16 protein-coding genes are annotated in these 16,433 nt (G+C 56.8%); 13 read left to right on the top strand and 3 right to left on the bottom strand.

Annotation, left to right across the window (positions count from 1 at the left end):
- Window positions 1–290: 290 nt before the first annotated feature.
- On the top strand, window positions 291–1,244 hold the full coding sequence (locus OTG14_RS22150; protein ID WP_248273352.1) for a nickel/cobalt transporter: 954 nt from the start codon (window positions 291–293) through the stop codon (window positions 1,242–1,244).
- A gap of 33 nt (window positions 1,245–1,277) precedes the next feature.
- Here OTG14_RS22150 and proP read toward each other — a convergent pair whose 3' ends face one another.
- Window positions 1,278–2,780 carry a glycine betaine/L-proline transporter ProP gene (proP, locus tag OTG14_RS22145; RefSeq protein WP_024906762.1) on the bottom strand — a complete coding sequence of 501 codons (1,503 nt, stop codon included), beginning with the start codon at window positions 2,778–2,780 and terminating at the stop codon, window positions 1,278–1,280.
- 649 nt (window positions 2,781–3,429) lie between these two features.
- Here proP and kdgT point away from each other — a divergent pair.
- A complete protein-coding gene (gene kdgT, locus OTG14_RS22140) occupies window positions 3,430–4,422 on the top strand; it encodes a 2-keto-3-deoxygluconate transporter (protein ID WP_024906761.1) in 993 nt (330 codons plus the stop codon).
- Window positions 4,423–4,484: 62 nt separating this feature from the next.
- Here kdgT and OTG14_RS22135 read toward each other — a convergent pair whose 3' ends face one another.
- Entirely contained in the window at window positions 4,485–5,360 is an 876-nt protein-coding gene (locus OTG14_RS22135) for a diguanylate cyclase regulator RdcB family protein (protein WP_024906760.1), read from the bottom strand.
- Window positions 5,357–7,711, bottom strand: a complete 2,355-nt coding sequence (gene crfC, locus OTG14_RS22130; RefSeq protein ID WP_267215762.1) for a clamp-binding protein CrfC — start codon at window positions 7,709–7,711, stop codon at window positions 5,357–5,359. Before crfC ends, OTG14_RS22135 begins: the two co-directional genes overlap by 4 nt.
- A 596-nt stretch (window positions 7,712–8,307) precedes the next feature.
- On the opposite strand from crfC, the gene OTG14_RS22125 reads away from it, so the two are divergent.
- From OTG14_RS22125 to phnK, 11 genes are all read left to right on the top strand, one after another.
- Window positions 8,308–8,643 (top strand): zinc ribbon domain-containing protein YjdM, encoded by a 336-nt coding sequence (locus tag OTG14_RS22125; protein ID WP_023310096.1) that lies wholly within the window; start codon window positions 8,308–8,310, stop codon window positions 8,641–8,643.
- Window positions 8,644–8,723: 80 nt separating this feature from the next.
- A complete protein-coding gene (gene yjdN, locus OTG14_RS22120; protein WP_267215761.1) occupies window positions 8,724–9,164 on the top strand; it encodes a VOC family metalloprotein YjdN in 441 nt (146 codons plus the stop codon).
- 172 nt (window positions 9,165–9,336) lie between these two features.
- A complete protein-coding gene (gene phnC, locus OTG14_RS22115; RefSeq protein WP_136196026.1) occupies window positions 9,337–10,125 on the top strand; it encodes a phosphonate ABC transporter ATP-binding protein in 789 nt (262 codons plus the stop codon).
- Between the two features lie 24 nt (window positions 10,126–10,149).
- Complete coding sequence (gene phnD, locus OTG14_RS22110; RefSeq protein ID WP_024906756.1) at window positions 10,150–11,166, top strand: phosphonate ABC transporter substrate-binding protein; 1,017 nt, start codon at window positions 10,150–10,152, stop codon at window positions 11,164–11,166.
- 51 nt (window positions 11,167–11,217) lie between these two features.
- Complete coding sequence (gene phnE / locus OTG14_RS22105) at window positions 11,218–11,997, top strand: phosphonate ABC transporter, permease protein PhnE (RefSeq protein ID WP_023334213.1); 780 nt, start codon at window positions 11,218–11,220, stop codon at window positions 11,995–11,997.
- 20 nt (window positions 11,998–12,017) lie between these two features.
- Window positions 12,018–12,743: a phosphonate metabolism transcriptional regulator PhnF gene (phnF, locus tag OTG14_RS22100; protein WP_267215760.1), complete on the top strand. Its 726-nt coding sequence runs from the start codon at window positions 12,018–12,020 to the stop codon at window positions 12,741–12,743.
- Window positions 12,744–13,196 carry a phosphonate C-P lyase system protein PhnG gene (phnG, locus tag OTG14_RS22095; RefSeq protein ID WP_267215759.1) on the top strand — a complete coding sequence of 151 codons (453 nt, stop codon included), beginning with the start codon at window positions 12,744–12,746 and terminating at the stop codon, window positions 13,194–13,196.
- Entirely contained in the window at window positions 13,193–13,777 is a 585-nt protein-coding gene (gene phnH / locus OTG14_RS22090; protein WP_267215758.1) for a phosphonate C-P lyase system protein PhnH, read from the top strand. Before phnG ends, phnH begins: the two co-directional genes overlap by 4 nt.
- The gene (locus OTG14_RS22085) at window positions 13,777–14,841 is read left to right on the top strand and encodes a carbon-phosphorus lyase complex subunit (RefSeq protein ID WP_024906752.1); all 1,065 of its coding nucleotides are present in this window, start codon (window positions 13,777–13,779) and stop codon (window positions 14,839–14,841) included. Before phnH ends, OTG14_RS22085 begins: the two co-directional genes overlap by 1 nt.
- The gene (locus OTG14_RS22080) at window positions 14,834–15,679 is read left to right on the top strand and encodes an alpha-D-ribose 1-methylphosphonate 5-phosphate C-P-lyase PhnJ (RefSeq protein ID WP_148769100.1); all 846 of its coding nucleotides are present in this window, start codon (window positions 14,834–14,836) and stop codon (window positions 15,677–15,679) included. The genes OTG14_RS22085 and OTG14_RS22080 overlap by 8 nt, the downstream gene beginning before the upstream one ends.
- Window positions 15,676–16,431, top strand: coding sequence for a phosphonate C-P lyase system protein PhnK (gene phnK, locus OTG14_RS22075; protein ID WP_267215757.1), 756 nt, complete (start codon window positions 15,676–15,678; stop codon window positions 16,429–16,431). Before OTG14_RS22080 ends, phnK begins: the two co-directional genes overlap by 4 nt.
- Window positions 16,432–16,433: the final 2 nt, after the last annotated feature.

The following is a 16,433-nucleotide window of genomic DNA, read 5'->3' as shown; positions in this document are numbered from 1 at the left end:
TCAACCCGTTATTTCAGGATTTTTTCTCTTCAACCGACCGGGTTGTTTGTGAAGTGATTCACATCCGCCGTGTCGATGGAGGCGCATTATAGGGAGTTCCCGAACGACCGCAACCGAAAAGTTGCAAAAAAATGACTGACTGCTGCATTCCCCAGCAAAACCCCGCCTTATACCCTTTTATACACAAAGTTATCCACAATCATGAGCGGATCGCGATGCGATCCTACGAATTGCGCGGGAAGATCAACTATACTAGCGGCAAATACTCTCCTCTGTGCAGGCCCATCCTCATGACCACACAACGCCTCGCCCGTGACTGGCGTCTCCCTACAGCAGGAGTGATGCTGCTGGCAATCCTCTTTGCCGGTTTTACCCTGCATGCGCACTGGAACGCTTTTATCCAGTGGTGTCTCGCCACACAAATTACGCTGCACCGTTATCTGGTAATGTATCTGCTGCAGCTTAATAACCACCAGTACAGCGGCGGATTATGGCTGTTAACGGGAGCTTTCCTTTATGGTGTCCTTCACGCCATCGGACCCGGGCATGGAAAATTCATTGTGACGACCTATCTGACCACCAATAAGGAAAGCGAGCTGGCCGCCCGGGTCGTCCCCTTCCTGGGTAGCCTGATGCAGGGCGTCAGCGCCATTCTTTTTGTCTTTATTCTGGCTATAGGGTTTAACCTCGCCTCAGGGGATATCAGTACCAGCCGCTGGTACGTGGAAAAGATAAGTGCAGTGCTTATTGGCACATTTGGCGCGTTTGTTATTTACCAGGCGCTGAAGAGCCTGCGTCCACACAGGTTAACGATCTCAGCCATCAAACCGCTTCATCAGCACGATGAGCACTGTGGCTGCGGTCATCATGGCGTGGGGGCAAACCTGACACAAAGCGACTGGAAAACACGCTTGGGTGTCATTCTGGCAATTGGCGCACGCCCGTGCAGCGGGGCGATCATGATTCTGATGTTTTCGAACGCGCTGGGCATTGTCACCTGGGGGGTGGCCGCAGTCATGACCATGTCTTTGGGAACCGCGCTTTCTATCGTGGGGCTTTCACTGGCAGTACGCTACGCCCGCGAGCGCACGGTGAGCTGGTTCGGAGAAAGCGCCTCATTAAGATGGCTCGTACCGGCAGTCAAAATAGCCGGAGGGATAGTCCTGATCCTGTTCGCGACGGTGCTGTTCCTGACGGTGATCCCCATCAGTGCCAATGGCGACTACATCGCCGCCGGATGCTAATAAAAGAAAACCCGCCGTTGGCGGGTTTTTTTATTACTCGTTGATGCGTGGATGCTGGTCCACCAGTCGGGAGCGTTTTTTCTGCAGCTCTTCAATCTCTGCGTCGATATCTTCAATCTTCTGCTCTACGTTATCGTAGTGCTCACGCAGGATCTCTTTCGCTTCCTGAATATCCGATGCCGCAGGCGTTGCACCTTTCAGAGGACGATTCGCCGTCTCCTTCATGGTAATACCGGTAATCAAACCAATCACCGCGATCACCATCAGGTAATAAGCCGGCATCATCAGGTTCTGCGTGCTCTCCACCAGCGAGGCGGCAAGCGTCGGGGTCAGACCGGCAATCAGCACCGAGATGTTAAAGGCCGCGGCCAGCGCGCTGTAGCGAATGTGGGTCGGGAACATCGCGGGCAGCGTTGAGGCCATCACCCCGATAAAGCAGTTAAGGATCACCGCCAGCATCAGCAGACCGGCAAAAATTAGCCCCAGCACATCGCTGTTAATCAGAATAAATGCCGGGATTGCCAGCGCAAACAGCGCAACGCTTCCCAGAATAATGAACGGTCGACGGCCAAAACGGTCACTCAACAGGCCCATAATCGGCTGCACAAACAGCATACCGACCATGATGGCGATAATAATCAAGACACCGTGATCTTCCGAGTAGTGCAGGTTATGCGACAGATAGCTCGGCATGTAGGTCAGCAGCATGTAGTAGGTCACGTTGGTCGAAATCACCAGACCAATACAGGTCAGCAGGCTGCGCCAGTGCTTAGTGGCAATCTCTTTGAACGACACCTTCGGACCATCCTGCAGCCCTTCGCGGTCACCCTGTTCCAGCTTATCGACGTGCTGCTGGAACGCGGGCGTTTCTTCAAGCGCATGACGCAGGTAGAGACCAATGATCCCCAGCGGCAATGCCAGGAAGAACGGGATACGCCAGCCCCAGTCGAGGAAGTTCGCTTCCCCCACTACGGTTGAAATCAGCACCACCACGCCCGCGCCCAGAACAAACCCGGCAATCGAGCCGAAGTCCAGCCAGCTTCCCATAAACCCGCGCTTACGGTCCGGAGAGTACTCGGCAACAAAGATCGAGGCGCCGGTGTATTCCCCCCCCACGGAGAAGCCCTGTGCCATCTTACAGATCAGCAGCAGAATCGGTGCCCAAATGCCGATGGTGGCGTAAGACGGGATAAGGCCGATACAGAATGTACTGATCGACATAATGACGATGGTGATGGCAAGAATTTTCTGACGGCCATATTTATCGCCGAGCATACCGAAGAACAGTCCACCCAGCGGGCGAATCAGGAAGGGAACGGAGAACGTACCCAGTGCGGCAATCATCTGAAGGCTGGGATCGGCCCCGGGGAAAAACACTTTACCTAACGCATAGGCCACAAAGCCGTAGACACCAAAATCGAACCATTCCATCGCATTACCGAGCGAGGCTGCGGTAATGGCTTTACGCAGCTTTGCGTCATCAATAATGGTGACGTCGCGAAGTGTGATGGGTTTAATCTTTTTCCTTCTTAGCATAGCTATCCTCGTTGACTCGGCCCTGTCTGTTTCACAGTCCAGTTTACGTTCTGTGAACCATGGGATCCGCTCCATGCGAATCGCCTTATTCAAGCGTAGCAGGTTTACTTACATTGACGTTTTACGCCGATACAACCGAACCTGTTGACGCCTGCCTGGGCAGTTAATGACCTTTTTACCCTACCAGCGTTTATATTTGTGATCAACTTCACACATATTTTCGCGTCCGGTCAACCTAGTCAAATTTTTGTCAAGGAGTGCCAATAAGCACTTCCTTAACCTACCTAAAGAGCATCCTCACGCACGTCATTATTTCTTTCGTAACAGAAAAACAAACCTCGTTAATTCACATCAAATTTACATAAATTTCCATCCACAGGAACCGGACTCAGGTTTTACATTGAATATGTGACAAAGATAACTAAAACGATGTTTTATTTTCATTGAATCGATATTCCAATGATCGCATGATAAATCCGAATTCAGCGTTTTATGTTTTACAGAATGAGGTTAATCGAGAGCACACATTTAATTATGCGTGCAGGATTATCGAAAAAACACCGCAAACGACAAGAGCAATTAATTGAATTTATTGACTAATTTTTAACACCTGTCACCCGTCCTGCGGGATCCGATGTGAGGTTTGTCCATGAAGATTAAAGCCACGATAGAACGCATACCCGGCGGTATGATGCTGGTTCCGCTGGTACTGGGCGCCATCCTGAATACCCTTGCCCCTGATACCGGGGCTTATTTTGGCGGTTTCACAAAAGGCATGATAACGGGCACGGTTCCGATTCTTGCCGTCTGGTTTTTTTGTATCGGCGCATCCATTAATTTGCGGGCAACAGGTACTGTAATACGGAAATCCGGCACGCTGGTGATAACCAAAATAGCCGTAGCCTGGGCGGTAGCAATGATATGCGCGATGTTCATCCCGGAGACTGGAATTCAGACCGGGTTCTTCGCGGGATTATCGGTCCTGGCGATTGTCTCGGCGATGGATATGACTAACGGCGGATTGTACGCCAGCCTGATGAACCAGTATGGGACGAAAGAAGAGTCCGGCGCATTTGTGTTGATGTCTCTGGAATCTGGTCCGCTGATGACGATGCTGATCCTGGGGTCTGCTGGCCTGGCCTCTTTTGAACCCCACCACTTTGTCGGCGCGATCCTGCCCTTCCTGATCGGCTTTGCCCTTGGCAATCTCGATCACGATCTGCGTGATTTCTTCAGCAAAGCCACGCCGGTGCTGATCCCGTTCTTCGGCTTCGCACTGGGGAACACCATTAATCTGAAGGTTATCCTCGATACCGGCCTGCTGGGTATTGTGCTGGGGGTCGCCGTGATCGTCATTACCGGTATTCCGCTGATCATTGCCGACCGCGTGATCGGAGGAGGAAACGGCACGGCCGGCGTCGCCGCCTCTTCAGCCGCAGGGGCTGCCGTCGCAAACCCGGTGATTATTGCCCAGATTAACCCGGCCTTCGAACCGGTGGCCGCTTCAGCGACAGCGCTGGTTGCCGCCAGCGTCATTGTCACCGCGATTCTGGTGCCGATCATCACGGCGCTGTACGCGAAACGCTACGGGAATATGCAAGAGGCCCAGCCTGAACCGAAACCAATAGAAATGAATCATTAACACACCGCACCAAACCATCCCCTCTCCCCTGCGGGGAGAGGGTTAGGGTGAGGGGGAAGAGATCACCCAAAAATCTCTTCCACCATCCCGTCAACCAGCCGTTTTGCCGAACAGAGCCTCGGCATACCCAGCGCGACGGTCTGCCAGTTTTGCGTGACTGACCAGCTCACCGGATGTTGATCCGCCTGACACCAGTCCCCCAGCCACCCCAGCATGTCTTTATGATCGATTAAACCCGGAGAGGCCGGCGTTGTCAGCCACTGGTGATAGAAATGGCGGGTCGTGGGTGACGCATTAATGCCCTGCGCCAGATAGTTAGCCGCCATGCTGCGCAGGTTATCCTTAAGCATTGCCGCTACATCTTCATTCGCGAGGCGGCATGCATCACCAAATGCCCCCCAGCGCAGCTCTTCCAGGACAATAAAACAGCGCCCGGCCAGGGACCAGCCATCATAGTGCCCGGCCCGCCAGCGGGTGAAAATCTGCTCGCTGTGCTCGCCCGCCTGCACCGTGAGCCCGCGCTGGGTCAGCGCCTTCTCTTTATAGGCTGCGCGTTGGGTAAAATGAGAAGCGAGTTCACCGTATTGCTGCATCAGCCCAGGGGATTGCGGGGCGCGCGGGTGAGTCTGCTGGCGCAAAGCAATCAGCTTCTCAGCCATCAGCGTCAGCGCGAGATGACCCGGATCAAGCATGCCGGCCAGTTTTTCCGCCAGCCCCAGGCGCAGCCCCGCATTTTCATTGAGCATCCCCGCCATCGCCCAGGGGCGGAGCCGGGTATGCGTCATGATTTCCTGCGTCAAACGCTCACGAAACTGAAGCTGCTGTGGTCCCAGGTGAGGATGACGCGCCGCGTCTCCCCCCTGCACCAGATCGACCATAAATTTTGGATTAATACACTCCAGCGTTCGCCCGGGACCGTCCAGTAGTGGTGTTGTCATGGTTGCTCTGCCGCGAATAGAGTTTGAATATCATCGCGTAACAGTCGGGTATCTTCCTGTATCCACGTCGCAGTAGTGATACTTTGCTTCAACAACTGGCAGAGCGCTCGGGTTGAATGCTCATTCTGTTGACGCACTGCGAGGCTATCACGCAAGCTTTCCTGTAACCCGGTCAGGCACAACGAAAATTCTGCAAAGAACGTTGCCATTCCTGCCGTAACAGAGACATCGACCTGCGCGGACAAAGCTTTACGTATTTGTTCACAAAACTGCTCAATATGTTGCTTAAATTTGTCATGTAGCTGCGCAATGTCGATAACATAGCGCGTGCGCGTTTCCACATACTCATCCCAGCCCCAGCCCGGATTATTGAGCCAGCGAGAGACCGTTTCCCGCATGCTGCTCCCGCCTGATGGCGGGTCTGCCTGACTGTCATCCTGCGCAATCGCATCGTTAAACAGCGCCCGCGTATTGAAGTTAAGCTGGCTCGCCTGAAACGCTGGGAAACTGATTCGCGCCCGAAAACCCGCATGGCTCAGATGCTCTTTAATACGTGCTTCGATAGGGCGCATGGCTTCGTTCAGGGAGCGTGCCAGCGTAGACTCAAGCTGGTCGAAGCGTAACGCCAGCTCCCGGCAAATCTTCGTCTGCGCATCCAGCATCACCAGCTCGCAGGAGGAGCGGATTTTACTCAGCGCGATCTGCGCCTGCCCTTCATCGTCCAGAACCAGCTGCTTCAGCTCGTGCGGCTCGCCACCGTGAGGGTTCTGCCGAGCGATGCCTGCCAAATCAAGAATATGCCGAGCGCTGAACACCTCGCCAATCGCCTGGTTAAGCGCGGTTTTTTGGGCCCCCATAAAGTCCGCAGTGGCGTTCAGCGCCTCCTCAACTTCATGTTTCACCTCATCGCTCACGACGCACTGGCGCGTCTGAAGAAGCGCCGTGTCCTCTTCCAGACGTGCAATATTCAATTCCAGCGCCTCAAAGGCAACCGTCAGACCCTGATAGCGGAAGTCGAGGTACTCCCGGGCATTTTGTGCGTAATTAAGGAGCTTATGCGAAGCCGAACGCAGCGCGTATAGCGAGGCATTGGCATAGGCGGCGTAAATCAATTTGCGTATGGGTTGTTCAAACAGCGAATCTTCCCAGAGCAAATCGGCAGAATGACGAATATGATCGATATCGTCCAGGTCCGCCGTGCGCCAGCGACGTCCAAGCGCAGCCTCGGCAAAATCCTGCACCCAGGGCTGCTCCTGATGATCCGGCAGCTGTCCGTGGGTACTCATCTCGTAGCGCGCGCGGTTCGCCAGATATGCCCACATGGATGAAACGGGGTAGATCTGACCAGGCGAAATATTGCCCTTCATTAAGGTACCGGAGATCATCGCCCGGACCTGCTCTTCATCGTCGCTATTGCGATCTTTCTGATCGAATTTATTGACCAGCGCATACAACGGCACTGATTTTCCCGCCGCGGAAATGGCCTGGCGAACTTCTTCATCAGAGATGGATTTAAGCTGGGTATAATCCATCACGGCCAGCACCGCCGACGCACGGGACAATTGCTCGTTGAGCATTTTTTGCAGATGTGGCTGTCCGGCCTCATTCGGCCCGGGCGTATCGAGCAGCGTCAGCTGTCCGAGATGAGCATCCAGACCCGCAAGATGCACGAACTCCACTTCAATGACCGGAATATGTTCGATAGCCGCATATTCAGAGAACGGAAACGCCACACCTAACGCCTGGGAAAGTCTCACCAGGTCGTTGAGGCTTTTCAGACAATGAAATATCGGCTGCGCGCCAAGGTGATGCTTCTCAAAAGCTTCTCCTTTTTCAATGCGCTCCAGCAGCGTATTCATGTCTTTATCAATTTCAAGATGCTGGGCCAGCTTCCCCCGATCGTAATCGCATAGCTTTTTCTGGAGCAGTTGAATCAATTCATCAATCGGCGAGGCATGTGAAAAATGCAGCACCGGGTCCTTCTGACCCGGCGTGTGCCGAATCAGGGTGGGAAGCGCCGTCATCGGACGATTGCGGTTCGGCAACACTTCGGTCCCTACAATCGCATTAATGGTGGTCGATTTCCCCGCTTTCATGGTGCCAACAATAGCCAGGACCATTTCCAGCCGGGTTATTTTCCGTAATTCATTATTCAGCATCGCCTGCTGTGCATCGACGCCGCGCGCGCTAAAATGCAAAGGTAAAACGTTGTTCTTTTCACCCGTAATGGCAGCCGCTGTGCTCTCCAGCATCGCAGCCGGCATTGATTTCAACGTATCAAGATTTTGCAGGGCGAGCTGTAACAAACGCTCGGCTTCCTGGCTTAATTCAAAAATGGTCTGTGTGTGCATGATAAAAGACTTTCCTTAACGCAAATTTATTACTTTTATTAAGCCACTGGTATTAATTATGTTGTTCAGGCTTATATGATCACGTGTGGAAAACATGTTCGCCGAAATATAACTGATTGATGATAATCAGAAATAATTCGCTATCCTTGCATGGCGTGTGAAGCTCTGCTCCTGGCCTGACAGCCAAAAGAAAAAAGCGTAGCCCAATTTTAAGAAACTTCAGGATATATCATCATTATTTACCCATCTAAAAAGAGAGGTAATACGCCCCTGCCAAAAGATATGTATGGCAGCGAGGTCAGGAGATAAATAACGATGTGTTGCTTCACCTTATCCGAAATGGAGGGGCGTAGCAATTTGCTGCAATAAAATATTCGATATATTTAGCATCAATTTTTTCCCACCGTGCTAATGACGTAAGCATCGCTTAACTGACTGACAGGAAGTGTCACTCCCGATACGCTTTTTGCATCTTTTTTAATTCACAATATCACCGACAACCATGTGGATTTGCGCTATACTTGCCGCCTTTTTCGGCACACTGCCGTCATTTAGCTGGCACTTCCAGCGCGTTTACACTTTTTGAGGATACCGATATGTCACTCCCACACTGCCCGAAATGCAATTCTGAATACACCTATGAAGATAATGGCATGTTCATCTGCCCGGAATGCGCTCACGAATGGAATGATGCCGAACCATCACACGATGCTGATGCACTTGTCGTAAAAGATGCGAACGGCAATCTGCTGGCGGACGGCGACAGCGTAACCGTGATTAAAGACCTGAAAGTGAAAGGCAGTTCTTCCATGCTGAAGATTGGCACCAAAGTGAAGAATATCCGTCTGGTGGAAGGCGATCATAATATCGACTGCAAAATTGACGGCTTCGGTCCGATGAAACTGAAATCAGAGTTCGTGAAAAAGAACTGATTTACCCGCCCGGTGGCGCTTCGCTTACCGGGCTTTCGGGAACTACACTTAATGGGCTTTTCTTACGTGAGGTAAAGATTATGCCGTTAAGTCCCTACATCTCTTTCGCCGGCAACTGCGCAGAGGCCACCGCCTTCTACCAGCAAGCCGTCGGCGCAGAGCCTCTCTATAAAATCACCTTCGGCGAAATGCCAAAAAGCGATAACAGCGAGGAAGGCTGTCCGTCCGGTATGAAATTTCCGGATTCCGCTATCGCTCACTCCAACGTCCGCATTGCAGGCAGCGATATCATGATGAGCGATGGGATGCCGCCGGGCAGCAACGCACAGTACGCGGGCTTTACGCTGGTGCTCGACACCCAGGATGTCGATGAAGGCAAACGCTGGTTCGACAACCTTGCCGATGGCGGGAATATCGAAATGGCCTGGCAGGAAACCTTCTGGGCGCACGGTTTCGGTAAAGTCACCGACAAATACGGCGTGCCGTGGATGATTAACGTCGTCAAGCAACAAACGTCGTAGGCAGGACACGCGCAGCGCATCCGCCCACAGCGCCGGTGGCGCTGCGCTGACCGGGCCTACGATGATTGTCATCAAACTCCGCTCAACTCTTCAAACTCCCGCAACCTGCACTTAACCCAAATGTCACATTGATGCGCCAGCATGAGGCCACATTTATCGTGAGGCCCAGCACATGCAAACTGTCATCCGCGTCGAGAAACTGAGCAAGACCTTCAATCACAACAAGGCTCTGCATGCCGTTGATCTGACCGTCCGGCAGGGCGATATGGTGGCGCTTCTCGGGCCTTCCGGCTCGGGTAAATCCACCCTTCTGCGCCATTTGAGCGGGCTTATCACCGGCGATAAAACGCCGGAAAGCCACGTAGAGCTGCTGGGTAATACCGTGCAGCGCGCGGGGCGTCTGGCGAGCGATATCCGCAAGAGCCGTGCCCAGACGGGCTACATCTTCCAGCAGTTCAACCTGGTAAACCGCCTGACGGTGCTGGAGAACGTGCTGATTGGCGCGCTCGGCAGCACCCCGTTCTGGCGTACCTGCCTGCGCTGGTTCTCCCCTTCCCAAAAGCAGGAAGCCTTACAGGCGCTGACCCGCGTCGGCATGGCGCATTTCGCCCACCAGCGCGTTTCCACCCTGTCCGGTGGACAGCAGCAGCGCGTCGCCATTGCCCGCGCCCTGATGCAGAAAGCGCAAATCATTCTTGCTGACGAACCCATTGCCTCGCTGGACCCGGAGTCCGCCCGCATCGTGATGGAGACCCTGCGCGACATTAACCAGAACGACGGCATTACCGTGGTGGTCACGCTGCATCAGGTGGATTACGCCCTACGCTACTGCGAACGCATTGTCGCCCTGCGTCAGGGGCACGTGTTCTTTGATGGCGCGAGCCATCAGTTTGATAACGAACGTTTTGACCATCTCTACCGCAGCATTAACCGCGTCGAAGAGAACGCGCAGGCTGCTTAATTAAACCCGATCCGAGGAAAGTACATGAGCTACAAAGCCGTTGCCGCGCTGGCCTTTACCAGCATGTTCAGCCTCAGCACCCTCCTAAGCCCGGCGTATGCACAAGAGCAGGAAAAAGCGCTGAACTTCGGCATTATTTCGACGGAATCACAGCAGAACCTGAAACCCCAGTGGGAACCGTTCCTGAAAGATATGGAAACCAAGCTGGGGATCAAAGTGAACGCCTTCTTCGCCCCGGACTACGCGGGCATCATCCAGGGGATGCGCTTTAACAAAGTGGACATCGCCTGGTACGGCAACCTCTCCGCCATGGAAGCGGTGGACCGCGCGAACGGCCAGGTCTTTGCCCAGACCGTCGCGGCAGATGGCTCCCCGGGGTACTGGAGCGTGCTGATCGTCAACAAAGACAGCCCGATCAACAACCTCAACGACATGCTCGCCAAACGCAAAGAGCTGACCTTCGGCAACGGCGATCCGAACTCCACCTCGGGTTACCTTGTCCCTGGCTACTACGTCTTCGCCAAAAACAACGCCTCCGCCAGCGACTTCAAGCGCACCGTCAACGCCAGCCACGAAACCAACGCTCTGGCCGTCGCCAACAAGCAGGTGGACGTTGCCACCAACAACACCGAAAACCTCGACAAGCTGAAGACCTCCGCACCGGACAAGCTGAAAGAGATCAAGGTTATCTGGAAATCCCCGCTGATCCCCGGCGACCCGATTGTGTGGCGTAAAAACCTGTCCGAAAGCACCAAGGACAAGGTGTACGACTTCTTTATGACCTATGGCAAAACGCCGGAAGAGAAAGCGGTCCTGGAACGTCTGGGCTGGGCACCGTTCCGCCCGTCAAGCGACCTGCAGCTGGTCCCGATTCGCCAGCTGGCGCTGTTTAAAGAGATGCAGGGCGTGAAAGACAACAAAGGGCTGAAGGACGAGGAGAAGACCAGCAAAGTGGCCGCGATTCAGGCCCAGCTTGAAGACCTCGACCGCCTGACCGCCGCGCTCGGCGCGATGACCAGCGTGAATAAAGCGGTGCAGTAACTCAAGTCCCCTCTCCCACAGGGAGAGGGAGAACGGATTAAGGAGTCAAACATGCAAACCATCACCCTCCCACCGCCAAAGCGCAGCTGGTTCTCGCTCATTAGCTGGGCCATCCTGCTGGCGGTGCTGGTTATCTCCTGGAAGGGCGCGGAAATGGATCCGCTGCTGCTCTTCAAAGACGCGGGCAACATGGCGACCTTCGCCGCCGACTTCTTCCCGCCGGACTTCAGCCAGTGGCAGGACTATCTCAGCGAAATGGCGGTCACTCTGCAAATCGCCGTCTGGGGCACCGCCCTTGCCGTCGTTCTCTCTATTCCATTTGGCCTGATGAGCGCCGAAAACATCGTGCCGTGGTGGGTATACCAGCCCATGCGCCGCCTGATGGACGCCTGCCGCGCCATCAACGAAATGGTCTTTGCGATGCTGTTCGTGGTCGCTGTCGGCCTGGGTCCGTTCGCCGGCGTAATGGCGCTGTTCATCCACACGACCGGCGTGCTTTCCAAGCTGCTCTCCGAGGCGGTCGAAGCCATCGAGCCCGGCCCGGTGGAAGGCATCCGCGCAACGGGTGCCAACAAAATCGAAGAGATCCTCTACGGCGTTCTGCCGCAGGTGATGCCGCTGCTGATCTCCTACTCCCTGTACCGCTTTGAATCCAACGTCCGCTCCGCCACCGTGGTCGGCATGGTGGGCGCAGGCGGGATTGGCGTCACCCTGTGGGAAGCGATTCGCGGTTTCCAGTTCCAGCAAACCTGCGCCCTGATGGTACTCATCATCGTCACCGTCAGCCTGCTGGATTTCCTCTCTCAACGTTTGCGTAAGCACTTCATCTGAGAAGCGAGGCTTTGTTTTCTATGCACTTATCCAGACATCCGACCAGTTACCCCACCCGCTGGCAAGAGATTGCGGCAAAGCTCGAAGTGGAGCTGCGCACGCACTACCGCTGCGGGGACTATCTCCCCGCCGAGCAGCAGCTTGCCGACCGCTATGAGGTGAACCGACACACCCTGCGCCGCGCCATTGACCAGCTGGTCGAGCGCGGCTGGGTCCAGCGCCGTCAGGGCGTGGGCGTGCTGGTGCTGATGCGCCCGTTCGACTACCCGCTAAACGCCCAGGCGCGCTTCAGCCAGAACCTGCTGGATCAGGGCAGCCACCCGACCAGCGAAAAGCTGCTCTCGGTATTGCGTCCGGCCTCCAGCCACGTGGCGGACGCGCTGGGGATTCAAGAGGGCGATAACGTCATCCACCTGCGCACCCTGCGTCGCGTTAATGGCGTGGCGGTATGCCAGATAGACCACTACTTCGCGGACCTCGCCCTCTGGCCCGTGCTGCAGAATTTCTCCAGCGGGTCGCTGCATGATTTTCTTCAGGATGTGACAGGCATTGCGCTCAAGCGCACCCAGACGCGCATCAGCGCCCGTCGCGCGCAGGCGAAAGAGAGCAAGGTGCTCGAAATTCCCAATATGGCCCCGCTGCTCTGCGTACGCACCCTCAACCACCGTGACGGCGAGATCGACGCGACGGAATACTCCGTCAGCCTGACCCGCGCCGACATGATCGAATTCACCATGGAGCACTGAATGCACTTCGACACCACCACCCGACAGCGCTGGATGCGCGTGCTGGCCCACAGCCAGCCTGCCGCGCTCTCTGCCCGCATGAGCGCCCTTAGTCTGGCACCCGATTACGACACCCTTCGCGCCCCGGAGATCGGCCTCGTTCAGATCCAGGCGCGCATGGGCGGCACCGGCGAGCGCTTCTTCGCCGGAGACGCCACCCTCACCCGCGCGGCGATCCGTCTGAACAGCGGCACGCTGGGCTACAGCTACGTGCTCGGGCGCGACAAAGCGCACGCCGAGCGCTGCGCGGTGATCGACGCGCTTTTACAGGAACAACCCTATTTCCAGACGTTAATGGAAACCCTTATTGCCCCGCTGGAAGCCGACCGCGCCGCGCGCATTGCCGCACGTCAGGCCGAAGTGAACACCAGCCGGGTCGACTTCTTTACGCTCGTTCGCGGAGACAACGCATGACGCTTCAACCTGCTTTTACCCTGGCCGTCCAGGATGCCCAACACAGTTTTCGTCGCCTGCTGAAGGCCATGAGCGAGCCGGGCGTGATCATCTCGCTGCACCAGCTCTCCCAGGGCTGGCTGCCGCTGAATCTGGCAACCACCAGCGTGCTGCTGACGCTTGCCGATAACGACACCCCGGTATGGCTTTCGGGCGCGCTGTCTAACGACATCGCCAACCAGAACCTGCGCTTTCACACCGGAGCCCCGCTGGTCGATCAGCCCCGGCAGGCGGTCTTTGCCGTGGCCGACGAGCACATCAGCCACGAGCAGCTCAACGACCTGAGCGAAGGCAGCGCCGTCGCCCCGGAGACCAGCGCCACGCTGATTTTGCAGGTCTCCAGCCTGAGCGGCGGCCGCATGCTGCGCCTCACGGGGGCAGGCATCGCCGACGAGCGCATGGTCGCGCCACAGCTGCCGGAGTGCATCATTCACGAGCTGACCGAGCGCCCGCATCCGTTCCCGCTGGGCATTGACCTGATCCTGACCTGCGGCGAGCGCCTGCTGGCGATCCCGCGGACCACCCATGTGGAGGTGTGCTGATGTACGTTGCCGTCAAAGGGGGCGAGAAGGCTATCGCCGCCGCCCATGCGCTGCAGGCGCACAGACGACGGGGCGATGAACGGCTGCCCGAGCTGAGCGTCGCCCAGATTGAACAGCAGCTAAACCTCGCCGTCGACCGGGTGATGACCGAGGGCGGCATCGCCGACCGCGAGCTGGCGGCGCTGGCCCTGAAGCAGGCCAGCGGCGATAACGTGGAAGCCATCTTCCTGCTGCGCGCCTACCGCACCACGCTTGCCAAACTGGCGGTCAGCGAGCCGGTGAACACGGCGGAGATGCGCCTGGAGCGCCGCATTTCTGCCGTTTACAAAGACATCCCCGGCGGCCAGCTGCTTGGCCCTACCTGTGACTACACCCATCGCCTGCTGGATTTTACCCTGCTGGCGAACGGCGAAACCCCGCCGCTCAGTACCTCTGATGCCGAACAGGAACCGTCTCCGCACGTTTTCAGCCTGCTGGCGAAACAGGGTCTGGCGAAGGCGGAAGAGGATTCAGACGCGCAGCCGGATGACATCACCCGCACGCCGCCGGTTTACCCGTGCTCGCGCTCGTCCCGCCTGCAGCAGCTGATGCGCGGCGACGAAGGCTATCTGCTGGCGCTGGCCTACTCCACCCAGCGCGGCTACGGGCGCAACCACCCGTTTGCGGCCGAGATCCGCAGCGGCTATATCGACGTCGAAATCGTGCCGGAAGAGCTGGGATTTGCCGTCAACGTCGGCGAACTGCTGATGACCGAATGCGAAATGGTTAACGGATTTGTCGCGCCCGAAAATGAAGACCCGCACTTTACCCGCGGCTACGGGCTGGTGTTTGGCCTCGGCGAGCGCAAGGCCATGGCGATGGCGCTGGTCGACCGCGCCCTGCAGGCGCCGGACTACGGCGAGCACGTTGCAGGCCCGGCGCAGGACGAAGAGTTCGTGCTGGCCCACGCGGATAACGTTGAGGCCGCGGGCTTTGTCTCGCACCTCAAGCTGCCGCACTACGTCGATTTCCAGGCCGAACTGGAACTGCTGAAACGCCTGCAACGGGAGCGCAAACATGGCTAACTTAAGCGGCTACAACTTTGCCTATCTGGATGAGCAAACCAAACGCATGATCCGCCGAGCGATACTTAAAGCGGTAGCCATTCCGGGCTATCAGGTGCCGTTCGGCGGCCGCGAAATGCCGATGCCCTACGGCTGGGGCACGGGCGGTATTCAGATCACCGCCAGCGTGATCGGCGAGGCGGACGTGCTGAAGGTCATCGACCAGGGCGCGGACGACACCACCAACGCCGTGTCGATCCGCAGCTTCTTCCAGCGCGTCACCGGCGTCACCACCACCGAAAAAACCGAAGACGCGACGCTGATCCAGACCCGCCACCGCATTCCGGAAACCCCGCTCGCTGAAGATCAGATTTTGATTTTCCAGGTGCCAATTCCGGAGCCGCTGCGCTTTATCGAGCCGCGCGAAACCGAAACCCGCACCATGCACGCCCTGGAAGAGTACGGCGTCATGCAGGTGAAGCTGTATGAGGATATTGCCCGCTTCGGCCATATCGCCACCACCTACGCCTACCCGGTGAAGGTCAACGGCCGCTACGTGATGGACCCGTCGCCGATCCCGAAATTCGATAACCCGAAGATGGACATGATGCCCGCCCTGCAGCTGTTCGGCGCCGGGCGTGAAAAACGCATCTACGCCGTCCCGCCGTACACGCGTGTCGAAAGCCTGGATTTCGACGATCACCCGTTTACGGTGCAGGAGTGGGACGAGCCGTGCGCCATCTGCGGATCCAAACACAGCTATCTGGATGAAGTGGTGCTGGATGACACGGGCAAACGGATGTTTGTCTGCTCCGACACCGATTTCTGCCGCCAACAGAGCGAGGCGAACGGCCAATGAAACCGCTGCTTTCGGTTAACAACCTGACCCACCTGTACGCGCCGGGCAAAGGCTTCAGCGACGTGTCGTTCGAGCTGTGGCCGGGCGAAGTGCTGGGGATCGTCGGCGAGTCCGGCTCCGGCAAAACCACCCTGCTGAAGTCCATCTCCGCGCGCCTCGCGCCGCAACACGGCGAGATACTCTATCAGGGACACTCCCTCTACGGCATGAGCGAGGCCGAGCGCCGCCGTCTGCTGCGCACCGAGTGGGGCGTGGTGCATCAGCACCCGATGGACGGCCTGCGCCGTCAGGTCTCGGCGGGCGGCAACATCGGCGAACGCCTGATGGCCACCGGCGCGCGCCATTACGGCAATATCCGCGCTACGGCGCAGCGCTGGCTGGAAGAAGTTGAAATCCCCGCCTCGCGCATCGACGACCTGCCCACCACCTTCTCCGGCGGTATGCAGCAGCGCCTGCAGATCGCCCGCAACCTGGTCACGCACCCGAAGCTGGTGTTTATGGATGAACCCACCGGCGGGCTGGACGTCTCGGTGCAGGCGCGCCTGCTCGACCTGCTGCGCGGCCTGGTGGTAGATCTGAACCTTGCGGTGGTCATTGTCACCCACGATCTGGGCGTTGCGCGCCTGCTGGCGGACCGTCTGCTGGTGATGAAGCAGGGTCAGGTGGTGGAAAGTGGGTTAACCGACCGCGTGCTCGACGATCCCCACCATCCGTACACCCAGCTGCTGGTGTCGTCCGTGTTGCAGAATTAAGA

Origin of the sequence: Enterobacter pseudoroggenkampii, from assembly GCF_026420145.1 — a bacterium.
GTDB classification, from domain to species: Bacteria; Pseudomonadota; Gammaproteobacteria; order Enterobacterales; family Enterobacteriaceae; genus Enterobacter; species Enterobacter pseudoroggenkampii.
This window is presented reverse-complemented; position numbering and strand designations above follow the sequence as displayed.